Raw genomic sequence first — 21,190 nt, forward strand, 5'->3', positions numbered from 1 at the left:
TCCAAGTGTCGCTTACTTCGCAGCCTTCGCCGCTTTGGCAGGTTTGGCTGGCGCTTCTGCCGGTTCGGCCACGTCTGCCGGCTCGGTTGCCACAACCGGTGCCGCCGGTGCGTTGATCAGCTCCGACAGTGCATCAGGCTGGCTCTTGAACGCCCGGGCGAACACATCGCGGTTCTTCGCCATGAAGATCCCGACTTCTTCCACTTGCTGCTCGCTCAACGAAGGAACGGCTTTTTCCAGCACTTCGGCCAACAGTTCGGCCAGTTCGAGCATTTTGTCATGACGGTCAGCTTCGGCTTTATCCATGAACAAGCGCTCCAGATCTCGGCTGCTGCGGTATACCACTTCGACGGCCATTCACCACCTCACATGCCTTCACATTAAGTTGTCTTTGCGACTACTGTATCTATATACAGCGAAAAGGATAAGCGAATCCCTGCGCTTTGGGTAGTGGCTTTTCAATGTAGACCGGATTCGGATTTTGTCAGCCCGATACCTGCGCACAGGTGCGACCAAACGCCACGGCGCGGGTTTCGCGCCGCCTCGCCATGATGGCGTGGCCTCTTTTCTGCATGCATCTGCGTACGTGTGCAATAACCGTCACGTCCAGCAAGCAACATCCGCTCGAACCGGGCTAAGGAATCTTCAACGTGAAAATCAACTGGGCCGAGAAACTGCGGCAAAACGTGCACCAACTGGCCGAGTCCCTGGGCAACCTGTTCGTCGAGACCTTCCACTATCTGGCGCTGTTCGCCATTGGTGCGGTGACCGCGTGGGCGGCGGTGATGGAATTTCTCGGGATGCTCGAGGAAGGGCACATCAAGATCGATGACATTCTGTTGCTGTTCATCTATCTGGAACTGGGGGCGATGGTCGGGATTTATTTCAAGACCAACCACATGCCGGTGCGCTTCCTGATCTACGTGGCGATCACCGCACTGACCCGCCTGCTGATCTCCAACGTCTCGCACCACAACCCGCCGGACATGGGCATTATCTACCTGTGCGGCGGGATTCTGCTGCTGGCGTTCTCGATTCTGGTGGTGCGTTACGCCTCGTCGCAATTCCCTTCGGTGAAAATCGAGAACCCGCACCGCAAGATCGGCACGGGTTCCAGTGAACATCCGGAAGTGGAGAAGGGCGAACTTTAAAGGCCGGCGGCTGGCCGGGGCTGATGTTTGGCCCGACGCGGTGGCGGAGTGATTCCGTCGCCGCGAGTCATGGCATCAAGGATCGCCATGGCGCTGTGGCCCTGTTCGATGGCGATGCCGAACTGAATGCTTTGCACCAGCCGTTTGAGGCGTTTGGGGTCGTTGCGCTGTTCGGCGCTGATCATCCGTTTGGCGACGATCCGGCCGCCATTGGAGAGGGTCAGCATGATGCTGCCGTCGAGCCCCTGAATGCTCAGGTTGATCTGATAGTCCGGCGCGAAGGCATCGGTAATGATCTGAAAAGGATTGTCCATGATGCGTCACCGCCTGATTGAACGTGCAGTTGTTGACCGGCCTTGATCGGGTTGGTTCGCCAAACCTGACCATCGGCCTTTCCGTGGTCCTGTCTCCTTCAGCGATGTAGCAAGGGACATGCCGGGAATATTGTCGAACAATGAATCCGGCCAAAAAGAAGGCGAGCCCATGGCTCGCCTTCTTCGTTTGCGGCCCGTTTCAGGGCAGAACCGAGTAGATGATCGCTGACAGTGCAATCAGGCCGATCAGCACCACGAACACGTTGGACATCTGGCCCGAATACTGGCGCAAGGCCGGCACGCGGCGGATCGCGTACATCGGCATCAGGAACAACAGGCAGGCAATCACCGGCCCGCCAAGGGTTTCGATCATGCCGAGGATGCTCGGGTTGAAGGTCGCCACGGCCCAGCAGCTGAGGATCATGAACAGCGCGGTCGCACGGTTCAGCCAGCTCGCCGACATCACCCGGCCACGGCTGCGCAGGCTTTTGACGATCATGCCCTGGAAGCCTTCGCTGGCGCCGATGTAGTGGCCGAGGAAGGATTTGGTGATCGCCACCAGCGCAATCAGCGGCGCGGCGTAAGCGATGACCGGAGTCTGGAAGTGGTTGGCCAGGTACGACAGGATCGAAATGTTCTGCGCCTTGGCCGCTGCCAGATCCGCCGGCGACAGTGCCAGCACGCAGCTGAAGCAGAAGAACATCACCGTCACCACCATCATGCCGTGAGCCATGGCGAGAATGCCGCTGCTCTTGCGTTCGGCCTGTTCGCCGTAGCGTTGTTTCTGCTCGACGGCGAAGGCGGAAATGATCGGCGAATGGTTGAACGAGAACACCATCACCGGGATCGCCAGCCACAGGGTCTTGAGGAACACCGACATTTCCATCGGTTCTTGAGCACTGGCGAAGAATGCGCCGTTCCAGTTCGGAATCAGGCTGATGCCGAGCAACAGCAGCGCGGCGACGAACGGATACACCAGCACGCTCATGGCTTTGACGATCACGCTCTGACCGCAACGGACGATGGCCATCAGACCGAGGATCAACGCCAGCGACAGCACCGCGCGCGGCGGCGGGGCGATGTGCAATTGGTGTTCGAGGAAGCTGCTGAGGGTGTTGGTCAGTGCCACGCTGTACACCAGCAGGATCGGGAAGATCGCGAAGAAATACAGCAGCGTGATCAGCTTGCCGGCGCCGATGCCGAAGTGTTCTTCCACCACTTCGGTGATGTCACCGGAGCGGCCCGACAGCACGAAGCGGGTCAGGCCCCGGTGCGCGAAGAAGGTCATCGGGAAAGCCAGCAACGCCAGGATCAGCAACGGCCAGAAGCCGCCGACACCGGCGTTGATCGGCAAGAACAAGGTGCCGGCACCGATGGCCGTGCCGTACAGGCCGAGCATCCAGGTGGTGTCGAATTTGCTCCAGCCCTTGTGGGCGGTTTCGTTATTGCGTGTGCGGTCTACAGCGGGATTTTCGGCAGCAGGTGTGCGTACATCTATCATCGTTTTTGCCTCGTTATTATTCTTGCTCGGGCTCACGTGTTACGGGCGGTCAGGGAGCGCTCCTCAGCACTCCACCCAGCTCACGGCCAGGCCGCCCCGTGAAGTCTCTTTGTATTTGTCATGCATGTCGGCGCCGGTATCGCGCATGGTGCGGATCACCCGGTCGAGGGAAATGAAGTGTTTGCCGTCGCCGCGCAGGGCCATTTGCGTGGCGTTGATCGCCTTCACCGCAGCGATGGCGTTGCGCTCGATGCACGGCACCTGCACCAGCCCGCCGACCGGGTCGCAGGTCAGGCCGAGGTTGTGTTCCAGGCCGATTTCGGCGGCGTTCTCCAGTTGCTCCGGGGTGGCGCCGAGCACATCGGCGAGACCCGCAGCGGCCATCGCGCAGGCCGAACCGACTTCGCCCTGGCAGCCGACTTCGGCGCCGGAGATCGAGGCGTTTTTCTTGCACAGGATGCCGACCGCTGCCGCACCCAGAAAGAAGGCGACCACGTCATCGTCGGACGCGTCCGGATTGAATTTCATGTAGTAGTGCAGAACGGCCGGGATGATCCCGGCGGCACCGTTGGTCGGCGCGGTCACCATGCGCCCGCCGGCGGCGTTCTCTTCGTTGACGGCGAGGGCGAACAGGTTGACCCACTCCATCGCCGACAGGGTCGAACTGATGACGTTCGGCTTGCCGATTTCCAGCAGGCTGCGGTGCAATTTCGCCGCACGACGGGGAACATTCAGACCGCCTGGCAGGACGCCTTCGTGACGCAGGCCTTGCTCGACGCACTCGCGCATCACCGACCAGATGTGCAGCAGGCCCTTGCGGATCTCGGCGTCGCTGCGCCAGGCCCGTTCGTTGGCCATCATCAGTTCGGAAACCCGCAGGTTGTGCTGCTTGCACAGCGCCAGCAGTTCGACGGCGCTGGAGAATTCGTAAGGCAACTCGACGTCGCCGGCCGGCGCCACACCCGATTCCGCTTCGGCCGCTTCGATGATGAAACCGCCGCCGACCGAGTAGTACGTTTGCTCGAACAGTTGCCCGGATGCACCGAAGGCTGTCAGCGACATGGCGTTCGGGTGGTAGGGCAGGCTCTCGTCCAGCAGCAGGAGATCGTGCTGCCAGTTGAAGGCAATCGAACGTTCACCGGCCAGAGACAGTTGGCCGGTCTCGCGCAGTTGCTGGATGCGTGGCTCGATGGTCGACGGATCGATGCTGTCCGGCCATTCGCCCATCAGGCCCATGACCGTTGCACGGTCAGTGGCATGGCCGACGCCGGTGGCCGAAAGCGAGCCGTACAAACGGATTTCCACCCGCTGCACATCGTTCAGCAAATGCTGGTCGATCAGCGTCTGGGCGAAGGTCGCCGCAGCGCGCATCGGGCCGACGGTGTGGGAACTGGACGGGCCGATGCCGACTTTGAATAGATCGAAAACACTGATAGCCATGCTAAACCCTTACAAGCAATGGAGTAGGAATCGCTGCCATTTTTTGTAGGACAAGCGCAATGTCGGCGATACTGCCTACCTCGCTTCAACGTGACTAACGAAACTTCCTAAGTAAGCCTTTAGCAGGACTAAACCATGAGTCGTCAATTGCACGCCCAGACTTACGTCTGGCTGCAGGTGTTTTCCTGTGCCGCGCGGCACCTGTCATTCACCCGTTGTGCCGAGGAACTGCACATCACGCCGGGGGCTGTGAGTCAGCAAATCCGACAGCTGGAAGAGCGGCTGGGATTTCGCCTGTTTCATCGCCGCGCGCGCGGTGTGGAGCTGAGCGCGGAAGGGCAGCGACTGGCGATCACGGTCAACGAGGCTTACGGCAGCATCGATGCGGAATTGCGTCGCCTGGATGCGGGGATGATCAGCGGGATTCTGCGGGTGCGTTCGATTCCGTCGTTCCTCAGCAAATGGCTGACCCCGCGCCTGCCGCGTCTGCAACAGCGTTACCCGGACATCCAGTTGCGGCTGGTGGCGGAGGACAGCAGCGTGCCGTTGCATGAGGGAGATTTCGACCTGGCCATCGACCTGAACGACGGCAGCTATCCGGGGTTGTTATCCACAGCCTTGCTCGATGAGCAGATTTTCCCGGTGTGCGCGCCGGGTCTGTTGCGCGGGCGGCCGCCGCTGCACGGGCCGGCGGATCTGGTGCACTTCCCGCTGTTGCATGACATCACCGCCTGGCGCGGCAGCTATGAATACGCGGAGTGGGAGTTTTATCTGAATGCCATCGGTTTCGAGGGTGCCGATGTGCGGCGCGGGCACACGTTCAATCGCAACCACCTGACCATCGAAGCGGCGATTGCCGGCATGGGCGTGGCGATTGCCCGACGCACGTTGCTCAACGATGAGCTGGAGCGGGGGACGTTGATCGTGCCATTCGGGATTTCGGTGCCCAATCACAAACGCTATGTATTGCTCTACGCGCCGGGGGCGTTGAGCCATCCGGGCGTGCGTGCGGTGCATGACTGGCTGGTGGAAGAGGCGGGGATTTTCCGCAGCCTGCACCCGTTGGGTGATGGCCAATTGTGAGCAGATTTTTCGGAGGGGCGGGGCGACCCAACTCCCGACCTTACCAGCGCTTTACTCGGTTGTCCGGCTTTTTTTGCGAATGAATATTTATCTTTTTTAAGGGGTTGAAATGTTCGTCCGGCGGGCCGATTGTTGTAATCAAGAGGTCACGAAATCCTGTTCCAGGCCTCTTGCGAGCTAGCTGAAATAAGGGATGAACTATGCAAATCCAAGTCAACAGCGACAATCATATTCAAAGCAGCAAACGACTGGAGGAGTGGGTACGCACCACAATTGAGAGCACGCTCGACCGTTATGAGGAAGACCTGACCCGTGTCGAAGTCCATCTGAGCGACGAGAACGGTGACAAACCAGGTCCTCATGATTTGCGCTGCCAACTGGAAGCGCGGCCAAAAGGCCATCAACCGATTTCCGTTACCCACAAAGCCGATTCGCTGGAGCAGGCGATCGATGGTGCAGCCGAAAAACTGGAGCACGCGCTGGAGCACCTGTTTGGCAAACTGCGCGGCAAACCGCGAGCCGCTGTGGTGCCATTCAAAAGCAAAGCCAATGACAAGCTGTTGGCGGAGGAGTTTGACGAGAACGAACAGGCAGCGATCAACAGTTGATGCGCTGATTTTCCAAGCCACCCAATGAGAAAGGGCCTGCAATTGCAGGCCCTTTCTGTTTTCAGCGGGGGTCAGAAAGCGACGGAGGTCTGCACGTACACCGTGCGCGGCTCACCGACATACTTGCCCTTGTTGTTGTCATCGAACGAACGGGTGAAGTACTGGGCGTTGAAGATGTTCTTCACGCCCACCGCCACGTTCAGGTCCGACAGCTGCGGGCCGAAGTCATAACCGGCGCGGCTGCTGAACAGCATGTAGCCCGGGATCTTGCCGGTGCTGCCGTCGGCGCTTTCTTTCGAGGTGTTGGCGTTGTCGGCGAACTGGTCGCTCTGGAAGCTGCTGTCCAGATTCAGTTTCCACGGCCCTTCGGTGTAACCGACGCCGATTGTGCCTTTGTGCTTGGACGAGAACGGCACACGATTGCCCTTGTTCGGCCCGTCTTCGCGGATGGTCGCGTCGACATAGGCGTAAGTGGCGTAGACGTCGAAGCCGGCCAGCGCCGGGCTCAAGTCGTCGAGAGCGTAATTGACGCTGGTCTCGATGCCCTGATGGCGGGTTTCGCCACGGGCGATCACCGAGTCGTTGGTCTGGTTGCTTTCATACTGGTTGTCGAAGTTGATCAGGAACGCGCCGATCTCCGCTCGCAGCGCACCGTTGTCGTAACGGGTGCCGACTTCCCAGGTGCGGGCCTTCTCCGGTTTCACTTCGCCGCTGCTGACGCGGTTGGGCATCTGGCTGTATTGCACGCTGCCGAAGGAGCCTTCGGTGTTGGCGTACAGGTTCCAGCTGTCGGTCAGGTGATACAGCACGTTCAGCGCCGGCAGCGCGGTGTTGTAGTCACCTTTGTATTTGACGTTGGTCAGGTTGTTGGTCTGCTGCGACTCGATCATCTCGTAGCGCACGCCCGGGGTGATCGTCCATTTGCCGATGTCGATCCGGTCATCGACGAAAAACGCATTGGCCTCGGTGCCGCCGCGCGTGTCGCGGTCATTGCGGCTGTTGGTGGTCGGGTATTCGTTGCTGGCGATCGGCGTGCGATAGCGCAGTTCGTGGCCGGCCTCGTTGATGTAGCGATAACCGACGCCGACTTCATGGCTGGTGGCGCCAAGGTCAAAGCCCTGGGCGAAGCGGGTTTCCAGACCGCGAACCCAGTATTCGCGCGGCGACAGCGACAGGAACGTGCCCTGATCCAGATAGCCGCTGCGCAGGGTTTTGGTGAAGAAGGTATTGGCGGTGAACTCGCGGCGATCTTCCTGATAGCGATAGCCGAAATTGAACATCGTGCGACGGCCCCAGAACTGGTCCTTCGGCCGGGTCGACTGATACGGGTCGGCATCGTAGTCGGCGACGTTCAGGCCGCCGGGCATGTCGGCCTTGCCCTCGTAATACTGGGCCATGGCGTTGAAGCTGTTGGCTTCGTCGAGCTGGTATTTGCCCTTGAGGATCAGGTCGTCGATTTCCGTATCGCTGTGTTCGCGCCAGTCACCACCGCGAGTGCCGGAGTACAGCAACGCGCCGCCCAGACCGTTGGCATTGGTGCCGCCGGCCAGCAGGTTGGCGCTGGTCTTGAAGCCGTCATGGCTGGAAGAAGGACTGGTTTCGGTCTGGAAACCGCCTTTCACGGTCGGCTCGTCCGGAATCGCCCGGGTCACGAAGTTGACCACGCCACCGACGTTCTGCGGGCCGTAACGCACGGCGCCGCCACCGCGCACCACGTCCACGGCGTCCATGTTGCCCATGCTGATCGGCGCGAACGACAACTGCGGCTGACCGTAAGGCGCGAACGGCACCGGAATGCCGTCCATCAACACCGTCGAGCGTGCGGCCAGACGCGGGTTGAGGCCGCGAATGCCGAAGTTCAGCGCCATGTCGTGGCTGCCGGTGCCGTTGTTTTCCGGGGCGTTGACGCCGGGAATGCGGTTGAGCACATCACGGGCCTGGGTCGCGCCCTGGCGTTCGAATTCTTCGCGGCGAATCACGTCACGGGCGCCGGGATGTTCGAAGACGTTGACCTGCGCGGCTTCACCCAGCCAGTCGCCGACCACTTTCGAGGTGTCCAGCTCCAGGGCGCTGTCGTTCGCCGGCTGGAGGCTGAAGGCATTGCCGCCTTCGGCGCGGGCTTGCAGACCGGTGCCTTCAAGCAGTGCATTCAGACCTTGCTCGGTTGTGTAGCTACCTTCGAGGCCACGGCTTTGCACACCACTGGTAACCTGCGAGCCGAACGAAATCAGCACACCGGCTTCGCGGCCGAACTGGTTGAGGGCATTCTCCAGCGACGACGGGGCGATGTGGTAAGCCTTGGTGTCGGCAGCCAGCGCATGGGGAAGGGCGCTGAAGCTCAGGCTGGCGCCGAGGACAAGGTTGCGCAGGGTTCGGGCCAGCGGCGTGAGGCGGGTGGGGTGCATGGAGGACGGTCCTGAGAAGGTTGAATCAAGGGGGGCTTTCCTTCTCTGTCACGCCAGATCTGAAAAACGGCTCATTTATTTTTTACAGGGGCGCGGAGCGATCAGGCTCTGGCTTCGACCGTCACCCAATAGCGAGTAAAACGCTTCACTCTCACCGGCAGGCTGATTTCCAGCAGATCGAGAATCCGCTCGCTGTCGTCCAGTGGATAAGTCCCTGAGATCAGCAATTCAGCAACTTTCGCATCGCAATGGAGCTGCCCGCGGCGGTAGCGACCCAGTTCATCGAGGAAATCGCCCAGGCGCATGTGCGCGGCCACCAGCATGCCGTCGGCCCAGGCACCGCTGTTGGCGTCCAGCGGTTTGGCGTCACTGATGGAGGTGGCGCTGAAACTCAGTTGTCGGGCGACCGGCAGCAGCATCGGCGCGCGACCTTGCGCGTTCAATTCGACCCGACCTTCAAACAGTGCGATCTGTGTACGGTCGGCAAACTGCCGCACGTTGATCCGCGCACCCTGGGTTTTCAACAGGCCTTGGGCGGTTTGCACTTCGAAGGATTGAGTGGCGGTCAGCAGCACTTCGCCTTCGAGCAGGCGGATCAGGCCATCGCCCCGGACATCCGCCGCGCTGGCGGTGTTGAGCTGCAATTGGCCGCCGGCGCCGAGCGAGATCTTGCGGCGTTGACCAACCGGGCTGCGGTAATCGGCCAGCAGCGATGGCAACGGATTGTGCTCGCGCATCCCCCAGGTGACCGCCGAGCCAGCGCCGAGAATCAGCAACAACTTCAGCGCCTGACGACGGCTGCCTGACTTCGGCGCATTCAGCGCGGCGTGGGCCAGTGGCGACGACAACCCGCGCAACCGCGAATTGACTCGCTGAATGTGCTCCCACGCACGGCGGTGTTCGCTGTGGGCGTCGATCCATTGCTGCCAGGCTTGTTGCTGGCGCGGGCTCAGTTGGCCTTGCTGCATTTCCAGCAACCAGTGCACCGCCTGTTCGGCGACTTGCGCGGAAAAATCCATCGGCGGATTCACAGGGCGAAGTAGCAGCGCATCGCCGCTTTATTCAGATGGCGTTTGACCGTCGCCACGGAAATGCCCAGTTCGGCGGCGATCTGCGGATAGGTCAGGCCATCGACCTGCGCCAGCAGAAATGCACGTTTGACCGCGCGCGGCAGACCGTCGAGCAACTGATCCAGCTCCATCAGGGTTTGCAGGATGATCGCTTTCTCTTCTTCCGAAGGCGCGACCATTTCCGGCATCTGCGCGAGGGTGTCGAGGTAGGCGCGCTCCAGATCCTGGCGGCGGTAATGATTGAACAGCACGCGTTTGGCCAAGGTGGTGAGGAATGCGCGCGGCTCGATGATCACCGGCGGCTCGCGGGCGGTCAGCACCCGGATGAAGGTGTCCTGAGCCAGATCGGCGGCGCTGTCCGGGCAGCCGAGTTTGCGCCGCAGCCAGCCGGTGAGCCAGCTGTGGTGGGCCTGATACAGCGATTCGACAGGATGGGCGGACGACAACGGCATTACTCCGGGCGCATGCGGGATGCGTTAGAGAACAAGAATGGTTCGCATTGTAGGGCTGTCAGTGATGCCCGGCAATCAGACTCTTTTGCGTATGAGAATATTTATCATTAATATCGCATGCCTGTCGTCTCGGTCTGTTGATCGGGCGTTAACCGTTTCAGGGTCGAAACATGAAAGCCAAACTCGCCGCTCTTCCCATGTCCTATCGTCTGGCCGTCACGTCGCGAGTGCTCGCGGCGGTGTTTGGCGGCTATCTGGTCGCGGCGCTGGCCAGTGTCACGCTGACGCTGTGGTTGCCGCTGAACCGTGCCGAAGCGGTGGTCACCGGCATGACCGTTTCGTTTCTGGTCTATCTGGTGGCGGTGCTCTGGTGTTTCGCCTGTCGCAGCGCATGGTCGGCGTGGGTCGGTTTGCTGGTGCCGAGCGTGATTCTGGCTACCGTTTCCGGGGCTGCACGCGGTCTGGGTCTGGCATGAAAGAGGGCTTCCGTCAGGCAATGGCCTGGCTGCATACGTGGACCGGGCTGGTCTTCGGATGGCTGTTGTTCGCGATTTTCCTGACCGGGACCCTGGCCTATTTCAAGGATGAAACCAGTCACTGGATGCAGCCGGAAATCCCCGCCCGCCCGTTGAATGCCGAGGCCAGCCTGACCCTGGCGCAAACCTACCTGCAACAGCACGCGGCCGGTGCTTCACGCTGGTTGATCGACCTGCCTGATGCCCGCGATCCTGGCCTGGGTGTGCGTTGGCAACCGGCCCCGGCCAGGCCCGGCGAGCGCGGCCAGTTCATCAGCAAGACTCTCGACGCGCAAACCGGCGCCGAAGTGCAGGCCCGGGAAAGCATGGGCGGCGAGTTCTTCTACCGCTTCCATTTCCAGCTGCAAATGCCTTATCCATGGGGGCGCTGGCTCTCCACGATTGCCGCCATGGTGATGTTCGTCGCGCTGATCACCGGGATCATTACCCACAAGAAAATCTTCAAGGACTTCTTCACCTTCCGCCCCCGCAAGGGCCAGCGTTCGTGGCTCGACGGGCACAACGCGGTGGGTGTGCTGGTGCTGCCGTTTCATCTGATGATCACCTACAGCAGCCTGGTGATTTTCATGTCGATGGTGATGCCGGCGAGCATTCTGGCTTCGTACGGCAACAACGTCCGGGCGTTTTACGACGAGGTGTTTCCCGCCGCCAACGTTCCCGAGCCTGCCGGTCAACCGGCGACACTGGCACCGCTGGCACCACTGTTGCGGTCGGCCAGCGAGCAATGGTCGGGTGGACGTGTCGGGCGTATCAGCGTGAACAATCCGGGCGATGCCAACGCCTCGATGGTGATGTCCCGTGCGGGTTCCGACCGGGTGGTGAACGATGCCGGCAGCGCGGTGACTTTCAATGGCGTCAGCGGGCAAATCATCGGCACCCCATCTCAACAGCCGATGGCGATGGCAGTGGCCGGCAGTTTCTACGGTTTGCACATGGGGCACTTTGCCGGGCCGGTGTTGCGTTGGCTGTATTTCATCTGTGGTCTGGCGGGCACGGCGATGATCGGCACCGGGCTGGTGATCTGGCTCGGCAAGCGTCAGCTCAAACACGCCAAAAGCGGTGTGATGCCGTTCGAGTTGCGGCTGGTGCAAGTACTGAACATTGCCAGCATGGCCGGACTGATGGCAGCAGTGGCGGTGTTCTTCTGGGCCAATCGTCTGCTGCCGGTGAATCTGGCCGGGCGTGCCGACTGGGAAGTGAACGCGTTCTTCATCACCTGGGGCTTGAGCGTGGTGCACGCCCTGTTTCGACCGGGACGCAGGGCCTGGGTCGAACAGCTGTCTCTGGGAGCCGCACTGTTTGTCGCAGTGCCGCTTCTTAACGGTTTGACCTCCCCGTATCACCTCGGCGTGACAGTGCCCGAAGGCGATTGGGTCTTGGCCGGTTTTGACCTGACGTGTCTGGGCAGCGGCCTTTTCCTCGCCTGGGCTGCCCGAAAAATGCAGCGCGCCGGGCACACCGTCAGCGTGAAAAAAACCGCCCGCGAAAAGGCCCGGCCGATCACCCTCGAGCAAGGTGCGAACTGAATGCTATTGGCGCTGTTGCTCTGTTATTCCGCTTTCACCGCGCTGTGCCTGGCGATGCCCCGGCATCACGAAGAGCTGCTGGGCCACAAACCTTCGGCCCGCCGTCGGCAAGGTCTGAAGCTCGCAGGCTGGCTGTTGCTGGGGCTGTCGCTCTGGGCGGCGGTTTTCATGAAGGGCTGGAGCTTCGGTCTGGTCGACTGGTGCGCGGTGTTGATGCTCAGCGCGCTGACTCTGGTGCTGTTGTTGCCCTATCGACCACGTTTGGCATTGACCATGGCCGGACTGAGCCTGCTCGCCAGCCCGGTCGCTGCGTGGGCCTTGAACTGACATGTTGATCGGCCATCCTCCTGAGCATCGCGACGGCGAACCCCATGGCGCCCGTGCGCATTTTCTTCAGGTGTTCCTGTCCCAGCGTTCGCAGATGGAAGCGCTGGTGAGCCGGCGCGTCGGTTGCCGGGCGACGGCGGCGGATCTGGTGCAGGATCTGTTCCTGCGTTTCTGGCGTCGACCGCTGGTTCAGGTCGAAGAACTCAGCACTTATCTGTTGCGCTGCGCCGGTAATATCGCCATCGATCATTTGCGCAGCGAAGGCGCGCGGGTGCGGGTCAACGAAGGCTGGCAACCGGAGGAGCCGGACAGCAGCGCCAGCGAACCGCAAGCCGCACTTGAAGCAGGCAACGATTTGCGCCATGTCGAAGCGGCGTTGCGCGCGCTGCCCGAGCGCACGCGGCAGATTTTTTTGCTCAATCGCATTCACGGGCGCAAGTACGCCGAGATCGCCAAAGCCATGGGCCTGTCCCAAAGCGCCGTGGAAAAACATATGATGCGCGCCCTCGAGGCCTGCAAGGCCAGCCTGCGCGAACCCGCGCCACGCACGCCATGGAAAGCACCGTGAATCACACCGACCGCGTCATCCCGACGCCCGCTCAGGAACAGGCCGCGTTCGCCTGGCTGAGCCTGCTGCACGACCGCCCGAGCACCGGTGATCAACTGACCTTCAGCCAATGGCTGCACGCTGACCCGGCCCACGCCGAGGCCTACGCCCAGGCGCAAGTGGTGTGGGAATTGAGCGAAGGGCCGGCGCGCACTCTGGCCGATGAAGAGGCGTTCGCCTTGCAGGGCTATCTGAATGCGATGAACCGGCCGCGTCGTCCACAGATCCGGCGTTGGGCCGGCGCGTTGGCCATGGCGGCCTGCCTGTTGTTGATGATCAGCCTCGGCACAGGTTGGCAGCCGCAGCGCTGGGTCGATGATCTGGGCGCCGATTACGTGTCGGCACCGGGCGAGATTCGCACCGTGACGCTGGCCGATCAATCGCAGGTGACGCTGGACGCCGACAGCGCCATCGCCGTGGATTTCAGTCATCGCGAGCGGCATGTGCAATTGCGCCGCGGCGCCGGATTTTTCAGCGTGACTCACACGGGCGATCCCTTTGTGGTCGAGGCCGAGAAGGGCCATGCGCGGGTGCTCGGCACTCAGTTCGAAGTGCGCCTGCAACCCCATGGCGCACAAGTCACTGTGCTGTCCGGACGCGTTGGCGTGACAGCGTCCCGTGATGATCAACAGCAGATTCTCACCGCCGGCCAGCAAGTGGCGTACGGCGCAGGCACTGCGGAAAAACTGCATGCAGTGGACAGCGAAGCGCAACTGGCGTGGCGCCAGGGCTGGCTGACTTACTACAAGTCGACACTGGCCGATGTGGTGCAGGATCTGCGGCGTTATTACCCCGGACGGATCGTGTTGCTCAACGACGAACTGGCGGCGCGCAAGGTCAGCGGCAGCTTTCCGGGCAAGGACCCGCAGGCAGTGTTGAACTCGCTGCAAGGGGTGTTGGGATTCGAGCAGCATCAGGTGTTGGGCAAGCTGATCATCCTGCGCTGAAAATATTTTCAACTTTGTAGTGAGGTAAACCCGGATGCCATCCGTGTAGTGACTGAAACTGCGAGTCATTCGCATCCGCTGCGGTTCTACACAGGTCATGAGCAATGAAGTCCAGGGCAAAATCGGGTTCGGTCAAACAGTGGTTAGGCGTTTCGGCCTTGAGTTTTTCGGCATTGGCCCTGTTGCCGGTGAGCGTGGCGCTGGCCGCTGAATCCGTCAGCAGTCAGCCACAAAAGCAGTTCAGTTTTTCCCTGGCCGCCAAGCCCTTGCCTCAGGCCCTGAGCGATTTCAGCCGCGTCACCGGCCAGAGCGTGGTTTACACCGATGAGGCGCCGTATGGCCTGACCGCTCCAGCGATCAACGGCCAGATGAGTGCCGAACAGGCGCTGCAACGTCTGCTCAACGGCTCCGGCCTGACCTTCCGCCGCACCGACAGCCATACCCTGGCGCTCGAACCGCAACCGACCGCAGGTGCGTTGAATCTGGGCGCGACCACCATCACCTCGGTGGTCAACCAGCCGATGAGCTACCAGCCACCGGAAACCAGTTCGGTGATGCGCTCTTCCGCTTCGCTTCAGGAAATCCCGCAGACCGTCAACGTGATTCCGGCTCAGGTCGTTCGCGATCAGGCACCGCGCAATCTTGATGACGCCTTGGCCAACGTCAGCGGCATCACCCAGGGCAACACCTTGGGCAGCACCCAGGATTCGGTGATGACCCGCGGCTTCGGCGACAACCGCAACGGCTCGATCATGCGCGACGGCATGCCGGTGGTGCAGGGCCGTGGCATGAACGCGACCGTGGATCGCGTCGAAGTGCTCAAGGGACCGGCGTCGCTGCTGTACGGGATTCAGGACCCGGGCGGTGTGGTCAACATGGTCAGCAAGAAGCCTGAACTGACTCAGTACAACGCGCTGACCCTGCGCGGCTCGACCTACGGCGACGGCAAGAATGGCAGCGGCGGCTCCTTCGACAGCACCGGTGCGCTGGGGGATTCCGGCCTCGCGTATCGCATGGTGCTGGACCACGAAGACGAAGATTACTGGCGCAATTTCGGCACTCATCGCGAAACCCTGATCGCGCCGTCGCTGGCCTGGTACGGCGAGCGCACCAAGTTGCTGTTTGCTTATGAGCACCGCGAATTCCTGACCCCGTTCGATCGTGGAACCCTGATCGATCCACGCACCAACCATCCGCTGGACATCTCGCGCAACGAGCGTCTCGACGAGAAATTCAACGACATGGAAGGGCGATCGGACCTCTATCACTTCGAGGCCGACCACGAACTCAACGACGACTGGAAAGCCCATTTCGGCTACAGCTGGAACCGCGAAACCTACGACGCCAGCCAAGTCCGCGTAACGGCGATCGACACCAAAAAAGGCACCCTGACCCGCAGCATGGACGGCACCCAGGGCGCGATCAGCACCGACCGTTTCACCACCGCCAGTCTCGAAGGCAAGGTCAACGTGCTGGGCATGCAGCATGATCTGGTGTTCGGTGTCGACGACGAGTATCGCAAGATCTACCGCGCCGACCTGATCCGCCAGAAAAGCCTGAGCACCTTCAGCTACGTCAACCCGGTCTACGGCCGCGAAGTCGAAGGCACCACCGTCAGCCCGACGGACAGTGCGCAGACCGACGAACTGCGCAGCGACTCGGTGTTCCTGCAGGACTCGATCCACCTCAATGACCAGTGGATTCTGGTGGCCGGCGGGCGTTTCCAGGAGTACGACCAGTACGCCGGCAAAGGCGTGCCGTTCAAGGCCAATACCGACAGCAACGGCCAGAAGTGGGTGCCGCGCGCAGGTCTTGTATATCGCTACACCGACGCGTTGTCGTTCTACGGCAGTTACACCGAATCGTTCAAACCCAACTCGACCATCGCTCCGCTGAGCGGCAGCAGTACCGTGCTCGACGGCAGCATTGCGCCGGAAGAAGCCAAGTCCTGGGAGCTGGGCGCACGCCTCGAAATTCCGGGGTGTGTCACCGGCAACATCGCGCTGTTCGACATCAAGAAACGCAACGTGCTGGTGGCCAACGCCGAAGGCCCGACCACGATTTACAGCGCTGCCGGCGAAGTGCGTTCCCGTGGTCTGGAAGTGGATCTGACCGGCCAGCTCAGCGACCGCTGGAGCATGATCGGCAGCTACGCCTACACCGACGCCGAGGTCACGGAAGACCCGGACTACAAAGGCAACAAGCTGCAAAACGTGGCGAAAAATACCGGCTCGCTATCGGCGGTCTATGACTTCGGCAGCGTGATCGGCGGCGATCAGCTTCGGGTCGGTGCCGGCGCGCGGTATGTCGGTGAACGAGCGGGTAACGCGGTGAATGATTTCGACCTGCCGAGCTACACCGTGGCCGATGCGTTCGCTACTTACGACACCAAGGTTGAAGGGCAGAAGGTCAAGTTCCAGCTCAACGTGAAGAACCTGTTCGACCGCACTTACTACACCTCGGCGGCCAGCCGCTTCTTCGTGTCGATGGGCGATTCGCGACAGATTTCGTTGTCGAGCACGCTGGAGTTCTGATCAGCGCAAAAACGCCTGGCGATACTCGCCGGGCGTTCCACCCAGCACCTGGCGAAAGCGGTTGGTGAAGTGACTGGCACTGGCAAATCCGCACGCCAGGGCAATCTCCCCCAACGGCAACGTCGTCCCGCGCAACAACTCCCGCGCGCGGCTCAAGCGCCGCGCCAGCACATACTGATGCGGCGGCAGGCCGAAGCTCACTCGGAACATCCGCGCAAAGTGGTATTCCGACAACGCACACAAGCCTGCCAGTTGCCCGAGGCTGATCGGCTCGGCCAGTTGGCTGTCGATGAACTCCACCAGTTGCCGGCGCTGATGCGGCGCCAGTCCACCCTTGAGGCGCAGGCCCTGACGTACGCCGACCTGACTCAGCAAGGTATGGCTGATCAGTTCGTGGGCCAGGCTGCTGGTCAGCAAGCGCTCGCCGGGTTCGTCCCAGTTCAGGGTCAGTAACTGGCGAAACCGTCGGGCCTGTTGTGGATCTTCGAGAAAAGTCTGTTCGCGCAGCTGCATTTCCCGAGGCTCGCGATCCAGCAGCGTCACGCAACCCAAGGCAAATTGTTCGGCGCTGAAATACAGGTGGGCCAGACGAATATCACCATTGATGACCCAACCTGATTCGTGGTCGGCCGGCAGGATGCACAACTTGTCCGGGCCGCCCTTGTTGCCGGGTTCGCCGCGGCGGAAGGTGCCGGTGCCGCCGGCGATGTAGCAGGAGAGAGTGTGATGGCTCGGCGCTTCGTATTCCTGGGCGTCGTGATGATTGGTCCACAAAGCTGCAGACAAGCCATCACCCAACTCGGCGCTGTGCACAAGACGTGCATTGGGCGAATTGTTGAGGGCTTGAAAGACTTGCAGGGTATCGATGGCGGCCATGGTCGGTTCTCTTCAACGCTTTGCATCCTACTCCGTAGATTTCGCGCTGCCAGCCTGCGCGCCGACAAAAGCGCAAGTTTATGCAAGCGAGTGTCGAGGGCGCGGGCGGACACTGAAACCCAATCGAGGAGTGTCTGCCATGAACCTGTCGTTGTATTTGTTGACCGTGCTGATCTGGGGCACCACCTGGATTGCCCTGAAGTGGCAACTGGGCGTGGTGGCGATTCCGGTGTCGATCGTCTATCGCTTCGGTCTCGCGGCGCTGGTGTTGTTTGCGCTGTTGCTGCTCAGCCGTCGCCTGCAACCGATGAACCGGCGCGGGCATTTGATCTGTGTCGCGCAGGGCTTGTGCCTGTTCTGCGTCAACTTCATGTGTTTCCTGACCGCCAGCCAATGGATTCCCAGCGGTCTGGTGGCGGTGGTGTTTTCCACCGCGACCTTGTGGAACGCGCTGAATGCGCGGGTGTTCTTCGGCCAGCGCATTGCGCGCAATGTGTTGATGGGCGGAGCGCTGGGGTTGTTTGGTCTGGGGCTGTTGTTCTGGCCGGAGCTGGCCGGGCATCACGCCAGTCCGCAAACCCTGCTCGGCCTTGGTTTGGCACTTTGCGGCACCTTGTGTTTCTCGGCGGGCAACATGCTCTCGAGCCTGCAACAGAGGGCCGGTCTCAAGCCGCTGACGACCAATGCCTGGGGCATGGCCTACGGCGCGGCGATCCTGTCGGTGTGGTGTCTGATTAAAGGCATTCCGTTCGAGATGGAATGGACGTCGCGGTACATCGGCGCGCTGCTGTACCTGGTGATACCGGGTTCGGTGATCGGTTTCACGGCGTACCTGACGTTGGTCGGTCGCATGGGGCCTGAACGCGCAGCCTATTGCACGGTACTGTTCCCGGTGGTGGCTTTGAATGTTTCGGCGTTTGCCGAAGGCTACCAATGGACGGCGCCGGCACTGGCCGGACTGGTGCTGGTGATGCTGGGCAATGTGCTGGTGTTCCGCAAACCCAAGGCGCCGGTAATGCCGAGTCACGGCAAACTGGCCTGAGTGTTCTGGCAGTAAAAGGGGCAGACGTTTGGCGACGTCTGCCCCTTTTTTTGTCAGCCTTTCCAGACCTGCGGATTGACCAGATCCTGCGGTCGTTCACCGAGCAGTGCGCTGCGCAGGTTGGCCAGTGCGCGGTTGGCCATGGCTTCGCGGGTTTCATTCGTGGCCGAGCCGATGTGCGGCAAGGTCACGGCATTTTTCAGCTGGAACAGCGGCGATTCGGCCAGCGGTTCTTTCTCGTAGACGTCGAGGCCGGCGCCGCGAATGCGGTTGTTTTGCAGGGCTTCGATCAGTGCCGGCTCGTCGACCACCGGGCCACGGGAGATGTTCACCAGAATCGCGTCCGGCTTCATCAGTGCCAGTTCACGATGGCTGATCAGGTGGCGGGTCTTGTCGCTGAGCGGCACCACCAGGCAGACGAAATCGGCTTCGGCCAGCAGTTGGTCAAGGCTGCGAAATTGCGCGCCGAGTTCCTGTTCCAGTTCGGTCTTGCGGCTGTTGCCGCTGTAGAGGATCGGCATGTTGAAGCCGAAGCGTCCGCGACGGGCGACGGCGGCGCCGATGTTGCCCATGCCGACAATGCCCAGGGTCTTGCCGTGTACGTCGCAACCGAACAGTGGTGCGCCGACGCTGGCCTGCCATTGGCCGGCCTTGGTCCAGGCGTCCAGTTCGGCAACGCGGCGGGCGCTGCTCATGATGAGGGCGAAGGCCAGGTCAGCGGTGCTTTCGGTGAGGACGTCCGGGGTGTTGGTGAGCATGATCCCGCGTTCGTTGAAGTAGGCGAGGTCGTAGTTGTCGTAGCCGACGGAGACGCTGGAGACCACCTCGAGTTTGGCGGCGTTTTCCAGTTGGGCCTTGCCGAGTTTGCGACCGACGCCGATCAGGCCGTGGGCGTGGGGCAGGGCTTCGTTGAACTGGGCGTTGATGTCGCCGTTTTTCGGGTTGGGGACGATGACGTCGAAGTCCTGTTGCAGGCGTTCGATCATGGGGGGGGTGATGCGGCTGAAGGCCAAAACTGTTTTTTTCATCGCTATGGGCTCGGCTTCGGGGCTTTATTGCCAAGCAAGCTAACATTTTCTGTTTGGGGTTGTCTTGGCGGCCTCTGGGCCGATCAGGCTTTTGGGGTTTGGGTGTATATCCGTTTTTTCGGGTGTTGCGGCTGGCGGTTCCGCTCTTACAGCGGCTCACTTTTTCAAACGCCGGAATGCCGGCCCAGCAAAAAGTAAGCAAAAGGCTTGGCCCCGGCGTTCGGCACCTCGCTGTGGCTCGGTGTTCCTTCGTTCCGGGATTCATCCGGGGGCATCGCCTACGGTTTGCTTCGCTGCACCTCCTCTCGATGTGTTTGGCTTCGCCAAACGGTCGCTGCGCTCCCACCCCCGGATAAATCCCTCCACTCAGCCTTCCGATGGGGCCGGCACGTCAAAAGCGGTACTCGAGCTAACGCTCATCGTGTTGAGTGGTGGGAAGCCAAAGCAGAGACGGAATGTGTGCTTTTTTAAAACCCGAATTCACCTCGGTGTGTCATATCGGCGTACTTCTCCCAAACAACTCGGTCGGTCCCCTCTCCCTTGGGAGAGGGCTAGGGTGAGGGGTTGGCGCCCTCCGTATTCCCCCATTTTTCAGACCGGCCAACTCAATTCGCCACCCGCACCCCCGCCAGACTCCCACTCATCTCATAAGCCGCCAACTCCGCCTGATGCCCCGCCAATATCTCCGGCAACGATCCACGCAGGTATTCAACCCAGGTCTTGATCTTCGCATCCAGGTACTGCCGCGACGGGTAGATCGCGTACAGGTTCAGTTCCTGCGAGCGGTAGTTGGGCATGACCCGCACCAGCGAGCCATTGCGCAAGCCTTCAATCGCGGCGTACACCGGCAAAACACCGACACCCATGCCACTGGTGATCGCGCTTTTCATCGCGTCGGCGGAGTTCACCAGGAAAGGTGAGCTGTTGATGGTGACCATTTCCTGGCCGTCAGGGCCGTCGAAGGCCCATTTTTCCAGGGGGATCACCGGGCTCACCAGGCGCAGGCAGGCGTGGTTCAGCAGGTCGCTGGGTTTTTGTGCGCAGCCGTTGGCTTTTACGTAGGCCGGGGAGGCGCAGACGATGCTGTAGGTGATGCCCAGGCGTTGCGAGACGAAGCCCGAGTCTGGCAGTTCGCGAGCGAGGACGATGGACACGTCGTAGCCTTCGTCGAGCAGGTCCGGCACGCGGTTGGCCATGGTCAGGTCGAAGGTCACGTCCGGGTGGGTCTTGCGGTAGCGGGCAATGGCGTCGATCACGAAGTGCTGGCCGATACCGGTCATGGTGTGCACTTTCAACTGCCCGGCCGGGCGGGCGTGGGCTTCGCTGGCTTCGGCTTCGGCCTCTTCGACGTAGGCGAGGATCTGCTCGCAGCGCAGCAGGTAGCGCTTGCCGGCTTCGGTGAGGGCGATCCGGCGGGTCGTGCGGTTGAGCAAGCGGGTTTGCAGGTGGGCCTCAAGGTTGGAGACCGCGCGCGAGACGTTGGCGGTGGTGGTGTCGAGTTGCACGGCGGCGGCGGTGAAGCTGCCGGCTTCGGCTACACAACTGAAGGCGCGCATGTTTTGCAAAGTGTCCATGGGGTGCTCTCAAGGGAGATGGCAAATTGTGACACGAAGTTTCAGGGGCTGAGACCCCCGACCAAGGGATTATCTCGTTAACGGTAACAAAGATTCACAGGATTCCCAGCTTATCGCCGTCATGGCACCCCCCTAGAATTGCGCCCACCTCGAAACATCTCCCACCTCA

19 protein-coding genes and 1 pseudogene are annotated in these 21,190 nt (G+C 61.3%); 10 read left to right on the plus strand and 10 right to left on the minus strand.

Annotated features, from left to right (window positions below; genetic code table 11):
- Positions 1-117: 117 nt before the first annotated feature.
- Positions 118-357, minus strand: a pseudogene (locus ABFB52_RS05820) (YebG family protein); the annotation flags it as partial.
- A gap of 293 nt (positions 358-650) precedes the next feature.
- Between ABFB52_RS05820 and ABFB52_RS05825 the strand changes: the two are divergent.
- Positions 651-1,151 (plus strand): phosphate-starvation-inducible PsiE family protein, encoded by a 501-nt coding sequence (locus tag ABFB52_RS05825; protein ID WP_007957255.1) that lies wholly within the window; start codon positions 651-653, stop codon positions 1,149-1,151.
- Here ABFB52_RS05825 and ABFB52_RS05830 read toward each other — a convergent pair.
- From ABFB52_RS05830 to ABFB52_RS05840, 3 genes are all read right to left on the minus strand, one after another.
- Positions 1,148-1,465 carry a DUF3509 domain-containing protein gene (locus ABFB52_RS05830; RefSeq protein WP_011332520.1) on the minus strand — a complete coding sequence of 106 codons (318 nt, stop codon included), beginning with the start codon at positions 1,463-1,465 and terminating at the stop codon, positions 1,148-1,150. The two genes, ABFB52_RS05825 and ABFB52_RS05830, sit on opposite strands and share 4 nt — an antisense overlap.
- Before the next feature lie 199 nt (positions 1,466-1,664).
- Entirely contained in the window at positions 1,665-2,966 is a 1,302-nt protein-coding gene (locus tag ABFB52_RS05835) for an HAAAP family serine/threonine permease (protein ID WP_129972975.1), read from the minus strand.
- Positions 2,967-3,029: 63 nt separating this feature from the next.
- Positions 3,030-4,406, minus strand: coding sequence for an L-serine ammonia-lyase (locus ABFB52_RS05840; RefSeq protein WP_129972976.1), 1,377 nt, complete (start codon positions 4,404-4,406; stop codon positions 3,030-3,032).
- Between the two features lie 135 nt (positions 4,407-4,541).
- Between ABFB52_RS05840 and ABFB52_RS05845 the strand changes: the two genes are divergently transcribed.
- On the plus strand, positions 4,542-5,489 hold the full coding sequence (locus ABFB52_RS05845; RefSeq protein ID WP_011332523.1) for a LysR substrate-binding domain-containing protein: 948 nt from the start codon (positions 4,542-4,544) through the stop codon (positions 5,487-5,489).
- Between the two features lie 200 nt (positions 5,490-5,689).
- On the plus strand, positions 5,690-6,097 hold the full coding sequence (locus tag ABFB52_RS05850; protein ID WP_129972977.1) for an HPF/RaiA family ribosome-associated protein: 408 nt from the start codon (positions 5,690-5,692) through the stop codon (positions 6,095-6,097).
- 71 nt (positions 6,098-6,168) lie between these two features.
- Here the strand turns inward: ABFB52_RS05850 and fecA are convergent, their stop codons facing one another.
- From fecA to ABFB52_RS05865, 3 genes are all read right to left on the minus strand, one after another.
- Positions 6,169-8,502 (minus strand): TonB-dependent Fe(3+) dicitrate receptor FecA, encoded by a 2,334-nt coding sequence (gene fecA, locus ABFB52_RS05855; protein ID WP_129972978.1) that lies wholly within the window; start codon positions 8,500-8,502, stop codon positions 6,169-6,171.
- A 101-nt stretch (positions 8,503-8,603) separates the two neighbouring features.
- The gene (locus ABFB52_RS05860; protein ID WP_085746970.1) at positions 8,604-9,533 is read right to left on the minus strand and encodes a DUF4880 domain-containing protein; all 930 of its coding nucleotides are present in this window, start codon (positions 9,531-9,533) and stop codon (positions 8,604-8,606) included.
- Positions 9,530-10,018: a sigma-70 family RNA polymerase sigma factor gene (locus ABFB52_RS05865; protein WP_007957265.1), complete on the minus strand. Its 489-nt coding sequence runs from the start codon at positions 10,016-10,018 to the stop codon at positions 9,530-9,532. Before ABFB52_RS05865 ends, ABFB52_RS05860 begins: the two co-directional genes overlap by 4 nt.
- A gap of 176 nt (positions 10,019-10,194) precedes the next feature.
- On the opposite strand from ABFB52_RS05865, the gene ABFB52_RS05870 reads away from it, so the two are divergent.
- From ABFB52_RS05870 to ABFB52_RS05895, 6 genes are all read left to right on the plus strand, one after another.
- The gene (locus ABFB52_RS05870; protein WP_085746971.1) at positions 10,195-10,500 is read left to right on the plus strand and encodes a DUF3649 domain-containing protein; all 306 of its coding nucleotides are present in this window, start codon (positions 10,195-10,197) and stop codon (positions 10,498-10,500) included.
- Positions 10,497-12,086, plus strand: coding sequence for a PepSY-associated TM helix domain-containing protein (locus ABFB52_RS05875; protein WP_129972979.1), 1,590 nt, complete (start codon positions 10,497-10,499; stop codon positions 12,084-12,086). The genes ABFB52_RS05870 and ABFB52_RS05875 overlap by 4 nt, the downstream gene beginning before the upstream one ends.
- Complete coding sequence (locus ABFB52_RS05880; RefSeq protein ID WP_129972980.1) at positions 12,087-12,413, plus strand: DUF3325 domain-containing protein; 327 nt, start codon at positions 12,087-12,089, stop codon at positions 12,411-12,413. It abuts the gene before it with no gap.
- A 1-nt stretch (position 12,414) separates the two neighbouring features.
- A complete protein-coding gene (locus ABFB52_RS05885) occupies positions 12,415-12,981 on the plus strand; it encodes an RNA polymerase sigma factor (RefSeq protein WP_085746974.1) in 567 nt (188 codons plus the stop codon).
- Positions 12,978-13,967: a FecR family protein gene (locus tag ABFB52_RS05890; protein ID WP_129972981.1), complete on the plus strand. Its 990-nt coding sequence runs from the start codon at positions 12,978-12,980 to the stop codon at positions 13,965-13,967. The genes ABFB52_RS05885 and ABFB52_RS05890 overlap by 4 nt, the downstream gene beginning before the upstream one ends.
- Positions 13,968-14,071: 104 nt before the next feature.
- Complete coding sequence (locus ABFB52_RS05895) at positions 14,072-16,501, plus strand: TonB-dependent receptor (protein ID WP_129972982.1); 2,430 nt, start codon at positions 14,072-14,074, stop codon at positions 16,499-16,501.
- Here ABFB52_RS05895 and ABFB52_RS05900 read toward each other — a convergent pair whose 3' ends face one another.
- Positions 16,502-17,377, minus strand: coding sequence for an AraC family transcriptional regulator (locus ABFB52_RS05900; RefSeq protein ID WP_129972983.1), 876 nt, complete (start codon positions 17,375-17,377; stop codon positions 16,502-16,504).
- 139 nt (positions 17,378-17,516) lie between these two features.
- On the opposite strand from ABFB52_RS05900, the gene ABFB52_RS05905 reads away from it, so the two are divergent.
- Positions 17,517-18,419 carry a DMT family transporter gene (locus ABFB52_RS05905; protein ID WP_129972984.1) on the plus strand — a complete coding sequence of 301 codons (903 nt, stop codon included), beginning with the start codon at positions 17,517-17,519 and terminating at the stop codon, positions 18,417-18,419.
- A gap of 53 nt (positions 18,420-18,472) precedes the next feature.
- On the opposite strand, the gene ABFB52_RS05910 is transcribed toward ABFB52_RS05905, so the two are convergent.
- Both ABFB52_RS05910 and ABFB52_RS05915 read right to left on the minus strand, forming a co-directional pair.
- Positions 18,473-19,447 (minus strand): D-glycerate dehydrogenase, encoded by a 975-nt coding sequence (locus ABFB52_RS05910; protein ID WP_129972985.1) that lies wholly within the window; start codon positions 19,445-19,447, stop codon positions 18,473-18,475.
- A 605-nt stretch (positions 19,448-20,052) separates the two neighbouring features.
- Complete coding sequence (locus tag ABFB52_RS05915) at positions 20,053-21,021, minus strand: LysR family transcriptional regulator (RefSeq protein WP_085608127.1); 969 nt, start codon at positions 21,019-21,021, stop codon at positions 20,053-20,055.
- Positions 21,022-21,190: the final 169 nt, after the last annotated feature.

Origin of the sequence: Pseudomonas sp. 9.2(2024) (genome assembly GCF_039695385.1) — a bacterium.
GTDB classification, from domain to species: Bacteria; Pseudomonadota; Gammaproteobacteria; order Pseudomonadales; family Pseudomonadaceae; genus Aquipseudomonas; species Aquipseudomonas paraglycinae.

Bases quoted from the DNA above. Each gene is read 5' to 3' on its own strand.
- ABFB52_RS05830 (WP_011332520.1), bottom strand. From the start codon at position 1,465: ATGGACAATCCTTTTCAGATCATTACCGATGCCTTCGCGCCGGACTAT.
- ABFB52_RS05835 (WP_129972975.1), bottom strand. From the start codon at position 2,966: ATGATAGATGTACGCACACCTGCTGCCGAAAATCCCGCTGTAGACCGC.
- ABFB52_RS05840 (WP_129972976.1), bottom strand. From the start codon at position 4,406: ATGGCTATCAGTGTTTTCGATCTATTCAAAGTCGGCATCGGCCCGTCC.
- ABFB52_RS05845 (WP_011332523.1), top strand. From the start codon at position 4,542: ATGAGTCGTCAATTGCACGCCCAGACTTACGTCTGGCTGCAGGTGTTT.
- ABFB52_RS05850 (WP_129972977.1), top strand. From the start codon at position 5,690: ATGCAAATCCAAGTCAACAGCGACAATCATATTCAAAGCAGCAAACGA.
- fecA (WP_129972978.1), bottom strand. From the start codon at position 8,502: ATGCACCCCACCCGCCTCACGCCGCTGGCCCGAACCCTGCGCAACCTT.
- ABFB52_RS05870 (WP_085746971.1), top strand. From the start codon at position 10,195: ATGAAAGCCAAACTCGCCGCTCTTCCCATGTCCTATCGTCTGGCCGTC.
- ABFB52_RS05875 (WP_129972979.1), top strand. From the start codon at position 10,497: ATGAAAGAGGGCTTCCGTCAGGCAATGGCCTGGCTGCATACGTGGACC.
- ABFB52_RS05880 (WP_129972980.1), top strand. From the start codon at position 12,087: ATGCTATTGGCGCTGTTGCTCTGTTATTCCGCTTTCACCGCGCTGTGC.
- ABFB52_RS05885 (WP_085746974.1), top strand. From the start codon at position 12,415: ATGTTGATCGGCCATCCTCCTGAGCATCGCGACGGCGAACCCCATGGC.
- ABFB52_RS05895 (WP_129972982.1), top strand. From the start codon at position 14,072: ATGAAGTCCAGGGCAAAATCGGGTTCGGTCAAACAGTGGTTAGGCGTT.
- ABFB52_RS05900 (WP_129972983.1), bottom strand. From the start codon at position 17,377: ATGGCCGCCATCGATACCCTGCAAGTCTTTCAAGCCCTCAACAATTCG.
- ABFB52_RS05905 (WP_129972984.1), top strand. From the start codon at position 17,517: ATGAACCTGTCGTTGTATTTGTTGACCGTGCTGATCTGGGGCACCACC.
- ABFB52_RS05910 (WP_129972985.1), bottom strand. From the start codon at position 19,447: ATGAAAAAAACAGTTTTGGCCTTCAGCCGCATCACCCCCCCCATGATC.
- ABFB52_RS05915 (WP_085608127.1), bottom strand. From the start codon at position 21,021: ATGGACACTTTGCAAAACATGCGCGCCTTCAGTTGTGTAGCCGAAGCC.